Origin of the sequence: Micromonospora sp. B9E7 (assembly GCF_039871815.1) — a bacterium.
Lineage (GTDB): Bacteria > Actinomycetota > Actinomycetes > Mycobacteriales > Micromonosporaceae > Micromonospora.
On record NZ_JBDPLX010000029.1, the window covers coordinates 35,891 to 52,842 of the forward strand.

Sequence of the window (16,952 nt, forward strand, 5' to 3'; positions counted from 1 at the left end):
CGACTACTCGCTGCGGGCGGTCTCCGGCCCGGTGATGCGTTCCAACAGCGGCAGTGTGGAGGCGATGACGCCGAGACAGGCGGCCAATCCGACCACGACGATCACGTAGAAGCCCGGCTGCGGCGCGACGAGGGTGTAGTCCATCTGCGCCCGGAGGAACAGGTGGGCGGCGAGGAGGCCCATGCCGATGGCGACGGCGGCGACGGCGAGCATCGGCACGGCGCTCTCCAGCGCCACCACCCGGCGCAGGACCCGCACCGGAGCGCCGCTGAGGCGCAGCAGGCTGAACGGGCGGCGGCGTTCGGTGAGCCCGCCGATGACGCTGACCGCGAGGCTGCACCCGCCGAGCGCGAGGCTGGCGATGATGATGACGTTGGCCAGTTGTTCCCAGCCGCGCAGCGTGTTCGCGAAGTCCGACTCGAAGTCGCCGGGCACGTTCGGCCCGACCCAGAAGGTAGGGAAGGCGACCTCCAGTACGGTGCGGGTGCGCTCGACGGCGGCGACGGAGCCGTCGGTGCCGACGACCATCGCCCCGACCGGTAGCTGCTGGAGTTCGTCGAGGGTGAGCGATGCGGCGGGCCACACCGTCGCGGACGACGCCGACTCCCGCCAGCGGCTGAGGCCGAACGGCACCTCGATGACGCTCGCGCCGTCGGCGCACCGGCCGTACGCGCTCGGGAGGTCGGTGCACGCGATCACGCCGACCTCGCCGGAGTCGGTCCGCACCGGGTTCTCGCGGATGGCTGTCGCGGAGCGCACCCCGGTGATCGCCCGCAGTTCGGCGAAGAGCGGGTCGGGCACCGAGGCCACCTTCTCGTCGAAGACGGTGGTCACCGTGCCCGCGTCGGTCGAGCCGGTGGGCGCCGGGCCGCGGTTGGCGACGATCGTGGTGATCACGCCGACGGACACGCTCGTGACGAAGAGCGCGAGCATGATGCCGCTGATCGCCCGGAAGCCGGCCTTCGGGTTGTCGGCGAGGCGTCGCGCGGCGATGAGTGTGGCCGGGCGGTTGGCGTACCGAGCCATCACCCGGGCACCGACCATCGTCAACCACGGGCCGGCGAAGACCAGGCCGGCCATGATGAGCAGCAAGCCGGGCAGGAACACCGCGGCCTGGCCGTCGGACGTCTCGGGCCGGAAGCCGATGGCGAAGACCAGCACGGCGACGCCGAGCACCATCGGGATCAGCCGGTACGCGCGCGGCGCCCGGGGGGTGACCCGCCGGGTGACGCCCAGCGGCGAGATCCGTACCCGGCGAAGCGAGACCTGGGCCGCCACCGCCGCGCCGGCCGGGACGCCGAGCGCCACCAGCAGGACGTCCAGCACGCCCAGGGACATGTCGCTGGGGAAGAACGGCATGCCGGTGAACGGGATGCCGGCGAGCGGGTCGCGGAAGGCGTAGAACAGGCCGAAGCCGACGGCGGTGCCGGCGACGGCGGCGGCGGCCGCCTCCACCGCGGCGACCAGCGAGATCTGCCGGGGGGTCGCGCCGACCAGGCGCATCGCGGCGAAGCGCTGCTCCCGGCGGGCGGCGCTGAGCCGGGTGGCGGTGCCGATGAAGATCAATACCGGGAAGAGCAACCCGCCGGCGATCACGCCCAGGATGAGGTTCACAGTGGCCTCGGGGAGGGCGGGGGCGTTGCCGACGCTTGTGATCTGTTGCGCGTTGGGCAGTTTGGCGACCTGCTCGGGGGTGCCGCCGGCGATGACGAGCAGGGTGTCCGGCGAGGTCAGCGCGGCCGGACCAACGGTGCCGAGATCCCGCCCCGGGTAGCGGTCGCCCAGTTGGTCGGCCGGATGGGCGGTCAGCAGCTCCCGAAACGCGGGCGAGGCGTAGTACTCGCCGGGACCCGGGGTGGTCGGGATGCCGACCGGGGTGGGCGCGGTCGCGCCTGTCGCGGCGACGTCGATCCGAATGATCTGCTCACCGTCGAAGTAGTCCTGGCGGTTCGACCACCACAGCGGGTCGGCGTCGCCGGCCGAGGCCTGGGGATACATCGACGCGTACCGGGTGAGCTGGGCGTTTACCGCGTTGACCCCGGCGAGAGTGGTCAGCAGCAGCCCGCTGCCGATCGCGACGGCGGCGGCGATGACGACCAGACGGGTGAGCGCCTCACGGCCGCCGGCCACAGCGAGGCGGAGCCCGAAGCGGATCACGAGGCGATCCGGTCCGGCGCGTTCACGCGCCCGTCGCGGACCATGACCTCGCGGTCGGCGTACGCCGCGATCCTGGGCTCGTGGGTCACCAGGATGACCGTGGTGCCCTGCTCGCGGGCGGCGCCGACCAGCAGGTCCATCACCTGTTCGCCGGTGAGGGAGTCGAGCGCGCCGGTCGGCTCGTCGGCGAAGAGCACCTGCGGCTCGGCGACCAGGCCGCGGGCCAGGGCGACGCGTTGCGCCTGCCCGCCGGAGAGCTCACCGGACCGGCGCTGCTCCAGGCCGTCCAGGCCGAGGCGCACGAACCAGGCTCTCGCCCTGGGGAGCGCCTGCTTCCGGTGTACGCCGCTGAGCAGCAGCGGCAGCGCGACGTTCTCCACCGCGGTCAGCTCGGGGACGAGCTGGCCGAACTGGAACACAAAGCCGAAGCGGTCCCGACGCAGGCTGCTGCGCTGGGTCTCGGCCATGGCGTCGACCCGCGTCCCGTCGAAGAGGATCTCGCCGGAGTCGGGCACCAGGATGCCGGCCAGGCAGTGCAACAGGGTGGACTTGCCGGAGCCGCTGGGGCCCATCACGGCGAGAATCTCGCCCGCCTCCACGGCGACGCTCGCGCCACGCAGGGCGGAGGTCTGACCGAAGGAGAACTCGACGTCGCGCGCTTCGATCACGACGCTCACGGCCGCACCTCTTTCCGTAGGGCGTCCAGCCGGGCGCCGGTCATCTCGATCCATCGCAGGTCCGCCTCCAGGTGGTAGAGGCCGTGGTCGGCGAGCAGCGCGTCGACCAGGCTGCCGGCGCGCTTGATCTCGGTCAGCTCACGCATCCGCTGCAGATGAGCGCTGCGCTGCGTGTCGAGGTAGTCGGCGGCCGGCCGGTCCAGCATCAGCGCGAGCACGACCTTGGCGAAGAGCACCGTCTGCAGGTGCGGTTCCGGGTCGACCGGCTGGGTCAGCCACTGCTCGACCTCGGTCGCGCCGACGTCGGTGATGATGTAGCGCTTGCGGTCGGGGCCGGAGCCCGGCGCGACGTCGCTGATCACCACCTTGCCGTCGCGGGCCAGTCGGCTGAGGGTGGAGTAGACCTGGCCGAACGGCAGTGGCTTGCCCCGGCCGAAGAAGGCGTCGTAGTCGCGCTTCAGGTCGTAACCGTGGCTGGGCTCGCGTTCGAGGAGGCCGAGAAGGGTCAGTGGCACGCTCATGGCAGCAGACTACACCGAGGGTATACCTCGCGTATATACCCTCGGTGTGTTGTGGGTCAGCCCTGGTCCAGGCGTTGGTGGGGATGGAATCGGGCGCAGCGCGGCTGGTGCGCGGTCAGCCGGTCAGGGCGCGGGCCACGGCGTAGCCGGCGGTGGCCGCGACGAGCCCGGCGGCCACGCTGCCCAACGCGTTGGCGATCGCGAGGAGCCGGTTGCCACCCCGGACGAGTCGCAGCGTCTCGTAGCTGAAGGTCGAGTAGGTCGTCAGCGCGCCACAGAACCCGGTGGCGAGCGCCGCGGTGACGGCCGGGCCGGCCGGCCACCCGACGAGCGCGCCGAGCAGCAGTGACCCGATCACGTTGACGGTCAGCGTGCCCCAGGGGAACGCCGAGTCGTGCCGGGACTGCACGGCCCGGTCGGTGAGGTAGCGCAGCGGAGCGCCGACGGCCGCGCCCAGGGCGATGAGCAGGACGGTCATCAGGCCGCCCTGCGTCGCAGCAGTCGGGCGGTGACGGCGTCGCCCAGCCCGACCGCGACGAGCGCCCCGAGCAGCGTCGCGGCCAGATAGGTCAGCGCGGTGCCCGGAGCGCCCACGACGATTGCCTGCTGGACGTCGACCGCGTAGGTGGAGAAGGTGGTGAACCCGCCGAGCACCCCGACCCCGAGGAGCGGGCGAGCCAGCGGGGGACCGCCGTCGAGGTGCCCGAGCACCGCCATCAGCACGCCGATCAGCAGGCAGCCGGACGTGTTGATGCCGAACGTGGCCCACGGGAAGCCGGTCGGCGGGTGCGGCACGGCGTGTTGCAGGCCGGCCCGGGCTAGCGCGCCCAGCACCCCGCCGGCCGCGATAGCGGCGAGGACCGTCGCGGGGCGCGCGGTCAGCTCGCCCCGGTCGGCGGGGACCCGGAGGTCGACGTCGGGGTCGGTACGCGGGTCCAGCGGCTCTGCCACGAGTCCCCAGCGTAGTGCCGCCGGCGGCGGCCCGAGTGCGCTGCCGCCGACGGCGGGCGTCAGCGCACTGCCGCGACGGCGGCGTCCGGGCCGCCCCGCCAGACCGTGCCGACCTCGCCGAAACCGGCGGCGGTGAGCGCGGCGAGGTGCCACGAGACCGGTGGGTTCCACTCCGGGCTGTGTCCGGTCGGGTAGATGTCCTGTCGCTGGGTCACCAGCGGGGACAGTGTCGGGTCCGCGCCGGCCCGCTCCCACCAGTCCGACCAGGACAGCATCGAGCCGGTCGCGTACCGGGCGTTACGCCGGTCCCGGGCCCGGCCCATCAGCCGCTTGGTCAGCTCCGGCAGGGTGTCGTCGGGCATGTGGTCGGCGTTGACGAAGACGCCTCCCGGTCGCAGCACGTCGCGCAGTTCGGCGTAGAGCTGACCGAGTCGGTCGGCCGGCACCCAGTGCAGGGCGGTGGCGGTGAGGACGGCGTCGTACTCGCGGTGGGGGAGTGCGGAGCGCCAGTCCGGGGTGCTGAGGTCGGCCGTGACGATGGTGGCCCGGTCGCCCAGCGAGGCGCGGGCGATGGCCAGCAGCGCCGGGTCGAGGTCCAGCAGGGTCGCCTCGGCGCCGGGGAAGCGCGCCAGTGTCCGCAGCGAGATGCTGCCCGTGCCGCCGGCCAGGTCGAGCACCCGGGGCGGCCGGCCGTCGAGGACCGCGTCGACGGTGTCGAGCATGGCGGTGAACCGGTGTTCCCGGTCCGGCATGAACGCCTCCTGCTGGCGATCCCAGCTCTCCTGCCAGGCCCACGGATCCGTGATGTAAGGACTCATGCCGAGAAGGCTAGTTACGTCACGACGGCGCTGTCCAGACCTTGTTGCACATAACTTGCAATTGCGAGAAGATGGCGGGGCGATGATCAGAGTGACGCCGGGTCGGGCATCGCCCGGCCCGGCGTCCTCCTGCTGGCGGCTCAGACCGCCGTGTCCACCAGGGCCGCGTCGGTCTCCACCGGCTCGCCGCGGCGGGCCAGTCGCAGCGCCCCGAGCAGGACGCCCAGTCCCGCCAGGGTGAGTGCGGCGCCGGCCCAGATCGGCGAGGTGTAGCCGAGCCCGGCGGCGATGGTCACGCCGCCGATCCAGGCGCCCAGCGCGTTGCCGAGGTTGAACGCGGCGATGTTCGCCCCGGACGCCAGCGTCGGTGCCTGGTGCGCGTAGTGCATGATCCGCATCTGCAACGGCGGCACGGTGGCGAAGCCGAACCCGCCCATCAGCACCAGCGAGACGATGGTCAACACCGGGCTCGTCGCGGTCAGCGCGAAGCCGACGAGCACCACGGTGAGCACTGCCAGGACGGTGACCAGGGTGCGCGACAGGGACCGGTCCGCAGCCCGGCCGCCGAGCAGGTTGCCGGCGAAGAGTCCCACCCCGAAGAGGACGAGCAGCCACGGCACGGTGCTGGTGGCGAAGCCGCTGACCTCGGTCAGCGTGTAGGCGATGTAGGTGAACGCGCCGAACATGCCGCCGAAGCCCAGCACCGTGATCACCAGGGAGAGCCAGACCTGCGAGTGGGTGAAGGCGCGTAGTTCACCACGCAGCCCGGCGGCCGGACGGTCGGCGCGGGCGGTGTCGCGAGCCGGGATGAGCAGGGCCAGCCCGACCAGCGCGACGATGCCGATCGCGGTGATCGCCCAGAACGTCGACCGCCAGCCGAAGTGCTGCCCGAGGAAGGTGCCGAAGGGGACGCCGAGGACGTTCGCGATGGTCAGGCCGGCGAACATCATCGCGATGGCACCCGCCCGGCGGGACGGTGCGACCAGGCCGGCGGCCACCACGGCGCCGATGCCGAAGAACGCGCCGTGGCAGAGGGCGGCGACGATCCGGCCGGCCATCATCACGGCGTAGTCGCCGGCGACGGCGGAGAGCAGGTTGCCGATGATGCAGAGCACCATCAGGCCGAGCAGCACCGGCTTGCGGGGCAGCCGGGTGACCGCCGCGGTGAGGGCGACCCCGCCGACGGCCACGCTGAGCGCGTAGCCGGAGATCAGCCAGCCGGCCACCGGCTCGGTGACCGCGAAGTCGGCGGCCACGTCGGGCAGCAGGCCCATGATCACGAATTCGGTGAGCCCGATGCCGAAGGCGCCGATGGCCAGCGCGATCAGGCCGGGTGGCAGGGACTGTTGGCGTACGGACATGGTCTTCCCATCGGGGAGGGGGCAGATGTACGGCGCGTGCAACTACACGCGTCAGCAACGAAATACTTGCACGCGCTTTATATCGGCGCAAGCGTGGTAGCCTGGGGCCGTCCAGATCACCCCCGAGGAGGGCCGGCATGGGCATCGCCGACGACGCCGTCGAGATCCGCGCGCAGGGCTGGCGCACCCTCGCCGCCCTGCACGGGCTGATCGAGACGTCCCTGGAGCGGGCGTTGCAGGCCGGTCACGACCTGTCCGTCGTCGAATACACGGTCCTCGACGCGCTCTCGCGTCAGCACGGTTGGCACATGCGGATGAGTCAACTCGCCCGCGCCGCCGCGCTCTCCGGCAGCGCCACCACCCGCCTGGTCACCCGCCTCGAACAGCGAGGGCTGCTCACCCGCATCCTCTGCGCCGACGACCGGCGCGGCATCTACACCGAACTGACCCCGGCCGGCTCCGAGCTGCTCGCCCAGACCCGACCCACCCACGACCGGGTGCTCGGCGACGCGCTCGCCCAGGCGGAAGCCACCCCCGAGCTGGCACCGCTGGTCGACGCCCTGCACCGGCTGCCCGCCGCCCGCTGACCGCCCCCGCAGGCCCGGACGACGGCGGGCGTACGGTACCCGCAGCCCACCGGGACCGCCGCGCCAAGGAGGCACGCGATGCAGGACCGCACCCCTCGTCCGGAGGAACTGGAGCCGATCGAGCGCGCCGGCATCGACGAGCTGCGCGCCCTGCAACGCGACCGACTGCGCTGGTCGCTGCGGCACGCGTACGACAACGTGCCGCACTACCGCCGGGCGTTCGAGGCGGCCGGAGTGCACCCCGACGACTGCCGTGACCTCGACGACCTGGCCCGCTTCCCGTTCACCGGCAAGGCGGAGCTGCGGGAGAACTACCCGTTCGGCATGTTCGCCGTACCCCGGGAGCAGGTGGCCCGGCTGCACGCCTCCTCCGGCACCACCGGCCGGCCGACCGTGGTCGGCTACACCCGCGACGACCTGCGTACCTGGGCGCGTCTGATGGCCCGGTCGATCCGCGCTTCCGGCGGCCGTCCCGGCGACCGGGTGCACGTCGCGTACGGCTACGGGCTCTTCACCGGCGGCCTGGGCGCGCACTACGGGGCCGAGGAGTTGGGCTGCACGGTCATCCCGGTCTCCGGGGGCATGACCGAGCGTCAGGTCATGCTGATCCGCGACTTCGAGCCCGAGGTCATCATGGTCACGCCCAGCTATCTGCTGGCCATCGTCGACGAGATGCGCCGCCAGGGCATCGACCCGCGTGCCACCTCACTGCGGGTGGGCATCTTCGGGGCCGAGCCGTGGACCGAGGACATGCGCCGCGAGATCGAGCAGCAGTTGGACATCCACGCCGTCGACATCTACGGGCTCTCCGAGGTGATGGGCCCCGGCGTGGCGACCGAGTGCGTCGAGACCAAGGACGGGCTGCACCTCTGGGAGGACCACTTCTACCCGGAGATCATCGACCCGGTCACCGCGGCGGTGCTGCCCGACGGCGAGCGGGGTGAGCTGGTGTTGACCTCCCTGACCAAGGAGGCGATGCCGGTCGTGCGCTACCGCACCCGCGACCTGACCCGGCTGCTGCCCGGCACCGCCCGGCCGATGCGCCGGATCGAGAAGATCACCGGCCGGACCGACGACATGATGATCCTGCGCGGGGTGAACATCTTCCCCACCCAGATCGAGGAGCTGATCCTGCGCACCCCGCAGCTCTCGCCGCACTTCCAGTGCGTCCTCGATCGGCACGGCCGGCTGGACACCCTGACGGTGCGGGTGGAACGGCGCGCCGGGGTTGGTGTGGACGCCGCCGAGCGGGCCGGCGACACGCTTGTCCAGCTGGTGAAGAACACCATCGGCGTGAGCGTGGCGGTCGACGTCCTCGCCCCGGACACGGTGGAGAGGTCGATGGGCAAGATGCGCCGCATCGTCGACCAACGGCCGGCGGCCGTCTGACGGCCGGCCACCCCGTGGGGTCGGTGCTGTCTCCTGTAGAGCTGCCCCAGGCATGGGGCAGGTGGTCTGGTCCGCGTGGAGTGCGCGTCCTGGGGGCCGCCCGGCGTCGGTGAAAGACATAGGATTCGGCCCATGCGTGTGCTGGTGGTCTCCGCCCCGCTCGTCGGGCACGTCTTCCCGCTGGTGCCGCTCGCGGTCGCGCTGCGCGACGCCGGCCACGACGTGTTGCTGGCCACCGGCGGCGGTGGTCTGACCGCCGCCGACGCCGGTCTGGCCGTGCACGACGTCGCACCGGGCTTCGACTTCGGCCGGATCGCGCTGCGGGTCTTCCCCCGCCATCCGCTGATCGCGCGCGCCGAAATGGCCGGCACCGCCGGCACCCGGGGCGCCGGCCTGCTGTTCGGCGCGCTCAACGACCAGCTCACCGACCCGGTGGTCGCGCTGGCCACCCAGTGGCGGCCGGATCTGGTGTTGTACGAGCCGTTCGCGGTCGCTGGCGCGGTGGCCGCGGCGCGGCTCGACGTGCCGGCCGTACGGCAGGAGAACGCCCTCTTCGACGGCCGCGACCTGGTCCGCGCGACCGTCGCCCGACTCGGCGCAGCTCTGCGCCGACACGGTCTGACCGAACTGCCGCCACCCGCCGCCGCCCTCGCCGTGGCTCCGCCCAGCGTCGCCACCCAGGGCGGTTGGCCGATGCGGTACGACTCCTACGTCGGCGGCGGCGAACTGCCGGGCTGGCTGCGCGAGCCGGGTGAGCGTCCCCGGATCCTGGTCACCCGCAGCACCCTGACCGGCCCCGGCGACCGGGGGCCGATGCCCGCCGTGGTGGCCGCCGCCGCTCAGGTGGACGCCGAGATCGTGCTGGTCCGACCCGACGAGCGGTCGGCTCGTTCGCTGCCCGGCAACGTGCGGGTCGTCGACTGGATCCCGCTCGACGAGGCGTTGCCGGCGAGCGCGGCGTTGGTCCACCACGGCGGGGCGGGCAGCGTCTTCGGCGCACTTGCCGCCGGTCTGCCCCAGCTGGCCACCGTCGGTCCGGGGGACCGGCGGCACAACGCCGAGCTGGTGGCCCGCCGAGGTGCCGGCCTGGCGCTGCGCCCCCGGGACATCACCGCGCAGACGCTGACCCGGCTGCTCACCGATGACGACCTGCGCACGGCCGCCGGGCAGGTCAGCCGAGAGATCGCCGCGATGCCGCCGCCGACCGACCTCGTCGCGCGGTTGGCGGCGTTGGTCTGACCGTCGCCCCGCGTGGCCGCACCGGCCCCGCGGGCGGCTGCGGCAGGATGACGTGATGCGACACGTCGTGCTGTTCCACTCCGTGTACGGGTTGCGGCCCGCCGTGCGCGCCGCCGCCGACCGGTTGCGCGCCGCCGGGCACCAGGTCAGCACCCCCGACCTGTACGGCGTCCCGGCCACCGACACCGTCGAGGAGGGCTTCGCGCTACTCGACAAGATCGGCCAGGAGATGGTGCTGGACCGGGCTCGCGACGCGCTGCGTGACCTGCCACCGGAGACGGTGCTTGCCGGCTTCTCGATGGGCGCCGGGGTGGCCGGGGCGCTGCTGGCCGAACGCCCCGACGCCGCCGGTCTGCTCCTGCTGCACGGCACCGGCGGCGCCCCGGACGCGGTCCGACCCGGGTTGCCGGTGCAGCTGCACCTCGCCGACCCCGATCCGTACGACGCGCCGGACGAGGTCGACGAGTGGCAGCAGGCGCTGATTGACACTGGCGCAGAGCTGACGGTCTTCCGCTATCCCGGCGTGGGCCACCTGTTCACCGACCCGGACGTGGCCGAGTACTCCCCGGACGCCACCGCGGTGGCCTGGCCGCGCGTACTGGCCTTCCTGGCCGCTCGCTGAGCATCCGTCCCGCGGACCGCGCCTGCGTGCGGCTACCCCCGGTCGCGCGTGCTCGGGCCAGGCGGACAGAGGCAGGGTGGGGCACGCTAGGGCTTCAGCACGATCTTGCCTCGCGCATGGCGGGACTCACTCAACTCGTGGGCGGCGGCCGCCTCTTCCAGAGAGAACACGGCCGCGACCGGCACTGTGAAACGATTCCGCTCGGCGAGTTCGCCGGCGGCGGCGATTCCTTCGAGAGCCGGTGTGTCCGCGCCGGGGCCAGAGCCGCGCGACAGGTGTACGCCGTAGGCCGCGGCGTTGATGTCGGCGATGCTCACCACCCTGTCCGGGCTCGCGACCAGGCCGACCAGGTCTGGTAGAGAACCAGAGCCGGCACAGTCGAGTACGACATCCACCCCGCCGGGCACCAGAGTGTGGACCCGCTCGGCCAGTCTGGGGCCGTAGGTGGTCGGGATCGCCCCGAGCGAGGCGACGAACTCGTGGTTGCGGTCACTGGCGGTGCCGATGACGGCCGCACCGCGAGCGACCGCGAGCTGGATCGCGGTCGTACCGACCCCGCCAGCCGCGCCCTCGATCAACAGCGTGGTGCCGTCCTTGACGCCCAACCGGTCGAGCACTCGGGTGGCCGTCTCGATGTTGCCCGCCGCGCCGCCGGCCTGCTCCCAGGTCAGGGTGGCCGGCTTCCGTGCCCACGCGGCCAGGACGGCGTATTCGGCGTTCGCCCCGCCCATCTGGGCGTAGTCCGTGATCCCGAAAACCTCATCGCCCACCCGAGCGGTGCTCACCCCGTCACCGACCTCATCCACCACGCCGGCAGCGTCGACACCGGGTACGTGCGGCAGGCGGAGCGGGATCCACTCCTGGAATCGGCCGGCGCGGACGTACGTGTCGGCCGGATTGACACCCGAGGCCCGAACCGTCACCCGTATCTGGCCGGGTCCGGCGTGCGGTTCCGGCGCCTCCGACACCTCAAGGACACTCGCGGGACCGTACTTCGAAAATTGCAAAGCCCTCATGGACACGGACGCTAACGCACGCCGCTGTCCGCCTCGCTAAAGTGAGAGCCGTGACCGATCGTTTGTCTCACGCTCTTCGCTCCGACGCCCTGGACAACCGCGAGCGCATCCTCGAGGCCGCCCGCGCGGTCTTCGCCGTTGACGGCCTGGACGTGCCGATGCGGGAGGTCGCCCGGCGCGCCGGGGTCGCACCCGCCACCCTGTACCGCCGATTTCCGACCAAGGAGATGCTGGTCACCGAGGCATTCGCAGAACAGATGTACGCGTGTCGCGCCGTTGTCGACGAGGGCCTTGCCGATCCGGATCCATGGCACGGTTTCTGTCTCGTGATCGAGAAAATGTGTGAATTGCACGCCCGCGACCGAGGCTTTACCGCAGCGCTTATTTCGACCTTTCCCAAGGCAGTTGATTTCGAGGCGCGCCGTGAATACGCGCTCAGAGCGGTCGACGAACTGGCCCGCCGCGCCAAGGAGGCGGGTCGCCTGCGCCCCGACGTCGTCCTGGACGACGTCATCCTCGTACTCATGGCCAACAGCGGTATCCACGCGACCTCGCCGACCACCCAGGTCAGCGCCTCCCGGCGCTTCGCCGCGCTCGCCATCTCGGCATTCCAAGCCTCCCCGGACGCCTCGCCGCTCCCGCCCGTGGCGCGGTTGGCGTCCCCGGCATCGGTAACCGGACACAGCCAGGTGGGCCAGGCTTCTCGACCTGGATGACTGGTAGTCGGAGCCGTCGCTGGTGGTGGACTTGCCGTGCGCGGGCTCGGTGGCCGACCCCAACCGCGTCGGGCGGGCCGGCCACCCAGCTGGCTCGGCGGCCCGCCGGCTTCGCTCAGCGGACGGTGGCGCCGATGCGCGGGGGCGTGGCGGTGCCGTGCACCCGCTTGGCGTGGCTGGCGTACAGCCGGGGCGCGATGATCGGCATGAGCAGCCGGGCCGGCAGCGGGGCGTGCGCCAGCACCGCCTTGACCACCTCCGGGTCGCCCTCGTACATGGCCAGGCCGAAGGCCAACGGCAGCTGCTTCTTCGGGGACTTGCTCATGCCGTGCTCGCCGAGCCGCATCCACTCCCGGGCGGTGACGTGCCGTTGCGCCAGCGGCAGGATCTCGCTCTCCTCCAGGGCCATGTGCTCGATCAGCGCGGCGCGTAGCTGCTCCAGGGCGTCCGCGAGCTGCTCACCGTCGCGCCCGGTGCGGCGCCACTGGGGCAGGAGGGCGACCACCGCCGCGTGGGCGTCCTCGATGGCGTGGTGCTGCGCCTCCATGGTGGGGACGATCGCCGCGGCCTCGGTGCCGCCGCGCTCCAGCAGCAGGGGCCAGAGCAGCAGGTCCTCGCCCTCGTGGTGCAGGTGCAGGATGTGGCAGAGCATCTCGGCGTGGGCGCCGACGACCTCCGCGCGCGTGGCGTCGCCCGGCGCGACGTCGCGGACGAGCTGCGGCAGCAGGCTGAACTCGCGACGGAGCGCCGAGTGCGCCATATACATGTCGCGTACGTCGGCCATGGCTTCGCGGTGGTTCTGGTTCACGGTGACCTTTCCGAGGGATCAACTGGCACAGATCTGTTGATCATGCTCGGTGTCACTTGGAACCGGCTTGGAATCCGCCAACCGTGACGGTCAGCGGGCCAGCGCCGCCGTCGCCTCGGCCAGCCAGTGCGGCGACTCCCACCGGCGGGCCACCCGCGCGGCGAGGGTGAAGTGCCGGGTCGCCTCGTCGGTGCGGTCCAGCAGCCGGAACAGCTCACCGAGCGTCAACGCGACCGGCCGCAGCACGGCCGCGGTGGTGGAGAAGCCGGCCAGTTGCTCGCGTACCGGGAGCAGCGCGTCGATCACCGGCTGGGCCAGGTCCCGTCGACCCAGCGCCACGACGACCATCGCCCGCACGCTGAGCAGTGCCGACTCGAAGTAGTCCGGGCGGTAGGTGTGCCGTCCGATCGGCATGGCCCGCGCCTCGTCCAGGCGTCCGCTCCCGATCAGCGCCAGGGCCAGCAGGTCGTCCACGATCGGGCCCAACGGGCCCCGGATCCGCCTTGTCGCCTCCAGGTGCTCACCGAACCGCCCCTGGCTGATCAGCAGGGTCCCGGTGGAGAAGTAGTGGAATGCCTCGGCGTGCAGCGAGCCCTGCCGCCGCATCTGCACGGCGACCTGGTCGTAGTGCCGCCGCGCGGCGGCGAAGTCGCCCGCGACGTGCGCGAGGGCGCCCAGCGAGCACAGGTTGATCGTCTGTGCCTCGTTCAGCTGGTACGTCTCGGCCAGCCACCCCTGGCGGGCAACACTGAGGCGCAGCTCGTCCGGTTCGTTGAGCGCGGCAGCGCAGTGCCCCAGCGCCTGCTCGGCGACCGAACGGTAGGTCACCAGCCCGTGCTCCTCGGCGAGGTCACGCAGCTCCAGCGCGAAGGTCCGACGCTCCGGCGCCTCCCGCTCGTAGCTCATGGTGCGCAGCCGCGCGGCCAGCCCGAGGGCACGCAGCTCGGGGTCGTCCAACCGCTGCGAGAGGGCCAGCGCCTCCCGTCCGGCCGCCACGCCTCGCGGATCGGACTCGCCGTCCAACTCCGTGGCCAGCGCCTCCAGCAGCCGGCAGCGGGCGACCGGGTCCAGGTCGTCGGCGCGCAGCAGCCGGGTGAGTAGCTCGACGATCAGGTGGTCCACCGCGCCGTACTCGTGGGTCAGCCACGGGGTGGGGACGGTCCACGCGGTGAACGCCGCGACCAGCAGGTCGTCGCGGCCGGACGCCGCGGCGATGTCGATCGCCCGCGCGCGGGTGTGCCGGGCGGCGGCCACCGCGCCGGCCCGCGCCTGGGCGCGCAACAGCCGCCCGAGCAGGTCGACCCGGAGCGCGTCGCGGTCGCCGGCGACCGTGGCGGCGGCCTGGACAGCATTGCCGAGCAGCTCGATCGCGGCGTCGTACGCGTACCGCCGCTCGGCCAGCTCGGCGGCCTGGATGGCGTAGTCGACGGCGAGCGGCGCGGTGTCGGCCGACGCGGCGCGGGCGTAGTGGTGGGCCAGGGCCGGGTAGTCGTCGGGCCGCAGCCGGCGGGTGGCGGCGGCGATCCGCGCGTGCAGGCGGGTGCGGCGCAGCTGCGGCAGGTCGGTGTAGATGGTGTCGCAGACCAGGCCGTGCACGAACCGCACCCGCCCGGGCGCCGGTTCGGTGAGCAGCCCGGCGGTCAGCCCGGCTTCCAGCGCCCGCAGGACGGTGCCCTCGTCGGTGCCGGCGGCGTCGACGAGCGTTCGCACCTCGGCCTCCCGCCCGGCGGTCGCGGCGAGTCGCAGCACCGAGACGGCCGCCGACGGGAGGCGGGAGAGGCGTCGGCGCAACACGTCGCGTACGCCTTCGGGCACGTCCGAGGTGGCCACGAGGGTGCCCTCGGCGGCGAGCAGTCGCGCCGACTCCCGCACGTAGAACGGGTTGCCGCCGGTCCGCTCGGCCAACGCGGCGACCGTGTCCGGGTCGACGGTGGTCCGGGCCAGCGCGCCGAGCAGCCGTTCGACCTCGGACGTGCTCAGACCGCGCAACGGGATCCGGACGGGTGACCGGCGGGCCAGGACGGCCATCGTGTCGGCGAGCCGTTCGGCGTTGTCGGCGGGCCGCAGCGCCGCGACGAACAGGACGGTGCCGGTGGTCATCTCGGTGACGCTCTGCAGCAACAGCAACGTCTCGGCGTCGGCGGCGTGCAGGTCGTCGAGGACCACGGCGACCGGTCCGCGGGCCGAGGCGGCGTCCAACCAGGCGCCGACGGCGCGGTGCAACCGGAACCGGCTGGCGGTGACGTCGCCGCCGGGCTCGCCGTCGCCCTCGCCGAGCAGCGGGGCGAGCGCGGGTGCGAGGTCACCCGGGGGCGCCTGCTCGGCGAGTTGCCGCAGCGCCTCGACCCAGGCCCAGGCCGGCGGGGCGCCCTCGACCTCGGGGCAGCGGCCGACGGTGACCAGCCAGCCGTGGACGGTGAGCTCCTCCCGCATCCGGCTGAGCAGGCTCGACTTGCCGGCCCCGGCCTCACCGCTGAGCAGCGCGACGCGCGGCCCGCTCGCCACCGCGTCGGCGGCAGCCTGCCGGAGCGCCTCCAGCTCGGCCTCCCGGCCGACGAAGACCTCCTCCGACACCTGCCGCTGGGCGCGTACCGCTGTCGCCGGCACCGGTGGCAGCAGGTCGAGACGCTGGCCCAGGATCGCCGACTCCAGCTCGACCAGGGCCGGGCCCGGATCCAGGCCGAGCTGGTCGGCCAGCGTCGCCCGCGCCCGACGCAGCGCGGCGAGGGCGTCGCCCTGCCGACCGGTACGCCACAACGCCAGCGCCAGCAGCCGCCAACTCTCCTCCCGCAGTGGCGCCTGTCGGGTCAGTACCTCCGCTTCCGGCACCGCCTCGGCCGCGTCGCCATCGCGCACGGTCACGTCGAGCAGCAGCTCCCGGGCGGCGAGGCGCAGCTCCTCCAGCCGCAGCACCTCCGGCTGCGCCCACGGCTCCTCGGCGAACTCGGCGTACGCGGGCCCGCGCCACAGGTCGAGTCCGGTGCCCAGCAGCCGGCGTGCCCGGCCCGGGTCGGCGGCGTTGACCGCGCGTGCCTCGGCGAGCAGCGCCTCGAACCGACCGGCGTCGACGGCGTCGGTGGGCACCCGGATCGCGTAGCCGGGCGGCGCGGTGACCAGGACCCGCGCCGGTGCTCGGCGCTCGCGGGCCGGCTCCAACAGGCGGCGCAGGTGCGAGACGTACGCCTGCAGGGAGGCGATCGCCCGCGGCGGGGGGTCACCCCGCCACAGCTCCTCGATCATCCGACCGACGGACACGACCTCGCCTCGGGCCGCCAGCAGCAGCGCGAGCACGGCGCGTTGGCGGGGGCCACCGAGGTCGACCGGTCCGCCTGTGTCGACCTCGACCTCGAGCGGCCCGAGCACCCGTAGCAGCATGACTGGGTCGATCCTAGTCGCCCGTGCGCGGGCTCACCGGTACGCTGCCGGTCTCACCGACGCTCGGCTCGGCAGGGACGGGGCATGGCGTCGACAATGTGCGGCATGGAATTCCTGTGCTACCACCGCGACCGGCCCGGCTCGGGCCCCATGCGCGACGAGTTGTTGGCCGAGCACTGGGCATACATGGACCGGTTCGCGACGGAGATGATCGCTCGCGGCCCGACTCTGTCCGGCGACACCGCCACCGGCAGCGTGCACATCGTCGATCTGCCCGACTCGGCCGCCGCGCGGGCGTTCGCCTTCGACGAGCCCAACTACCAGGCCGGCGTCTACCGGGATGTGCTGGTGCGCCGGTGGCGCAACACGCTGGGCCGCACGATGTGGGACTTCCCGGGTGGCCGGACCGGTGGTAACAGGTACCTGGTGCTCGGTCTCGGGGCGGGGCAGGCCGTCGACCTGGCCGTGCCACCCGACCCGGACGAGCTGATCGCGTACGGGCCGTTGCTGTCCGACGACGGCGGCACGTGGCTGGGCACCGCCGCGCTGCTCCGGGCGTCGTCCCGGAACGCGGCCCGGGCCATCCTGACCGTGGACCGGTACGCCGACGTCGAGGTGCACGACTGGCGGTTCGGTGGGCGACCGACCTGACCCGCTCCCACCGATCTGCTCGGGATGGTCGGGCCGATAGTGGTAGCCCGGCAGGGCGAAGCTC

16 protein-coding genes are annotated in these 16,952 nt (G+C 72.9%); 6 read left to right on the forward strand and 10 right to left on the reverse strand.

Features of this window, described 5'->3' with window-relative positions:
• Positions 1-3: 3 nt before the first annotated feature.
• The 7 genes from ABGB10_RS30665 to ABGB10_RS30695 form a co-directional block, all read right to left on the reverse strand.
• Positions 4-2,157, reverse strand: coding sequence for an FtsX-like permease family protein (locus tag ABGB10_RS30665; RefSeq protein WP_347664467.1), 2,154 nt, complete (start codon positions 2,155-2,157; stop codon positions 4-6).
• Positions 2,154-2,834: an ABC transporter ATP-binding protein gene (locus ABGB10_RS30670; RefSeq protein WP_347664468.1), complete on the reverse strand. Its 681-nt coding sequence runs from the start codon at positions 2,832-2,834 to the stop codon at positions 2,154-2,156. Before ABGB10_RS30670 ends, ABGB10_RS30665 begins: the two co-directional genes overlap by 4 nt.
• On the reverse strand, positions 2,831-3,355 hold the full coding sequence (locus ABGB10_RS30675) for a PadR family transcriptional regulator (protein ID WP_347664469.1): 525 nt from the start codon (positions 3,353-3,355) through the stop codon (positions 2,831-2,833). Before ABGB10_RS30675 ends, ABGB10_RS30670 begins: the two co-directional genes overlap by 4 nt.
• Positions 3,356-3,470: 115 nt before the next feature.
• Complete coding sequence (gene crcB / locus ABGB10_RS30680; protein WP_347664470.1) at positions 3,471-3,833, reverse strand: fluoride efflux transporter CrcB; 363 nt, start codon at positions 3,831-3,833, stop codon at positions 3,471-3,473.
• Positions 3,833-4,306 carry a CrcB family protein gene (locus tag ABGB10_RS30685; protein WP_347664471.1) on the reverse strand — a complete coding sequence of 158 codons (474 nt, stop codon included), beginning with the start codon at positions 4,304-4,306 and terminating at the stop codon, positions 3,833-3,835. Before ABGB10_RS30685 ends, crcB begins: the two co-directional genes overlap by 1 nt.
• 59 nt (positions 4,307-4,365) lie before the next feature.
• Positions 4,366-5,124: a class I SAM-dependent methyltransferase gene (locus tag ABGB10_RS30690; RefSeq protein WP_347664472.1), complete on the reverse strand. Its 759-nt coding sequence runs from the start codon at positions 5,122-5,124 to the stop codon at positions 4,366-4,368.
• A gap of 140 nt (positions 5,125-5,264) precedes the next feature.
• Positions 5,265-6,485 (reverse strand): MFS transporter, encoded by a 1,221-nt coding sequence (locus tag ABGB10_RS30695; protein ID WP_347664473.1) that lies wholly within the window; start codon positions 6,483-6,485, stop codon positions 5,265-5,267.
• Between the two features lie 137 nt (positions 6,486-6,622).
• Between ABGB10_RS30695 and ABGB10_RS30700 the strand changes: the two genes are divergently transcribed.
• The 4 genes from ABGB10_RS30700 (at position 6,623) to ABGB10_RS30715 (ending at position 10,322) form a co-directional block, all read left to right on the forward strand.
• The gene (locus tag ABGB10_RS30700; RefSeq protein WP_347664474.1) at positions 6,623-7,072 is read left to right on the forward strand and encodes a MarR family transcriptional regulator; all 450 of its coding nucleotides are present in this window, start codon (positions 6,623-6,625) and stop codon (positions 7,070-7,072) included.
• 78 nt (positions 7,073-7,150) lie between these two features.
• Entirely contained in the window at positions 7,151-8,461 is a 1,311-nt protein-coding gene (gene paaK, locus ABGB10_RS30705) for a phenylacetate--CoA ligase PaaK (RefSeq protein WP_347664475.1), read from the forward strand.
• A 132-nt stretch (positions 8,462-8,593) separates the two neighbouring features.
• Positions 8,594-9,700 (forward strand): nucleotide disphospho-sugar-binding domain-containing protein, encoded by a 1,107-nt coding sequence (locus ABGB10_RS30710; RefSeq protein ID WP_347664476.1) that lies wholly within the window; start codon positions 8,594-8,596, stop codon positions 9,698-9,700.
• A gap of 55 nt (positions 9,701-9,755) precedes the next feature.
• Positions 9,756-10,322, forward strand: coding sequence for a dienelactone hydrolase family protein (locus ABGB10_RS30715; RefSeq protein ID WP_347664477.1), 567 nt, complete (start codon positions 9,756-9,758; stop codon positions 10,320-10,322).
• An 86-nt stretch (positions 10,323-10,408) separates the two neighbouring features.
• Here the strand turns inward: ABGB10_RS30715 and ABGB10_RS30720 are convergent, their stop codons facing one another.
• Positions 10,409-11,338 carry an NADP-dependent oxidoreductase gene (locus tag ABGB10_RS30720; RefSeq protein ID WP_347664478.1) on the reverse strand — a complete coding sequence of 310 codons (930 nt, stop codon included), beginning with the start codon at positions 11,336-11,338 and terminating at the stop codon, positions 10,409-10,411.
• Between the two features lie 50 nt (positions 11,339-11,388).
• Between ABGB10_RS30720 and ABGB10_RS30725 the strand changes: the two genes are divergently transcribed.
• Entirely contained in the window at positions 11,389-12,054 is a 666-nt protein-coding gene (locus ABGB10_RS30725) for a helix-turn-helix domain-containing protein (RefSeq protein ID WP_347664479.1), read from the forward strand.
• A gap of 115 nt (positions 12,055-12,169) precedes the next feature.
• Here the strand turns inward: ABGB10_RS30725 and ABGB10_RS30730 are convergent, their stop codons facing one another.
• Positions 12,170-12,862 (reverse strand): hemerythrin domain-containing protein, encoded by a 693-nt coding sequence (locus ABGB10_RS30730; RefSeq protein WP_347664480.1) that lies wholly within the window; start codon positions 12,860-12,862, stop codon positions 12,170-12,172.
• A 90-nt stretch (positions 12,863-12,952) separates the two neighbouring features.
• Positions 12,953-16,237, reverse strand: coding sequence for a BTAD domain-containing putative transcriptional regulator (locus tag ABGB10_RS30735; protein WP_347664481.1), 3,285 nt, complete (start codon positions 16,235-16,237; stop codon positions 12,953-12,955).
• A 105-nt stretch (positions 16,238-16,342) separates the two neighbouring features.
• Here ABGB10_RS30735 and ABGB10_RS30740 point away from each other — a divergent pair, with 105 nt between their 5' ends.
• Positions 16,343-16,888 carry a YciI family protein gene (locus tag ABGB10_RS30740; protein ID WP_347664482.1) on the forward strand — a complete coding sequence of 182 codons (546 nt, stop codon included), beginning with the start codon at positions 16,343-16,345 and terminating at the stop codon, positions 16,886-16,888.
• Positions 16,889-16,952: the final 64 nt, after the last annotated feature.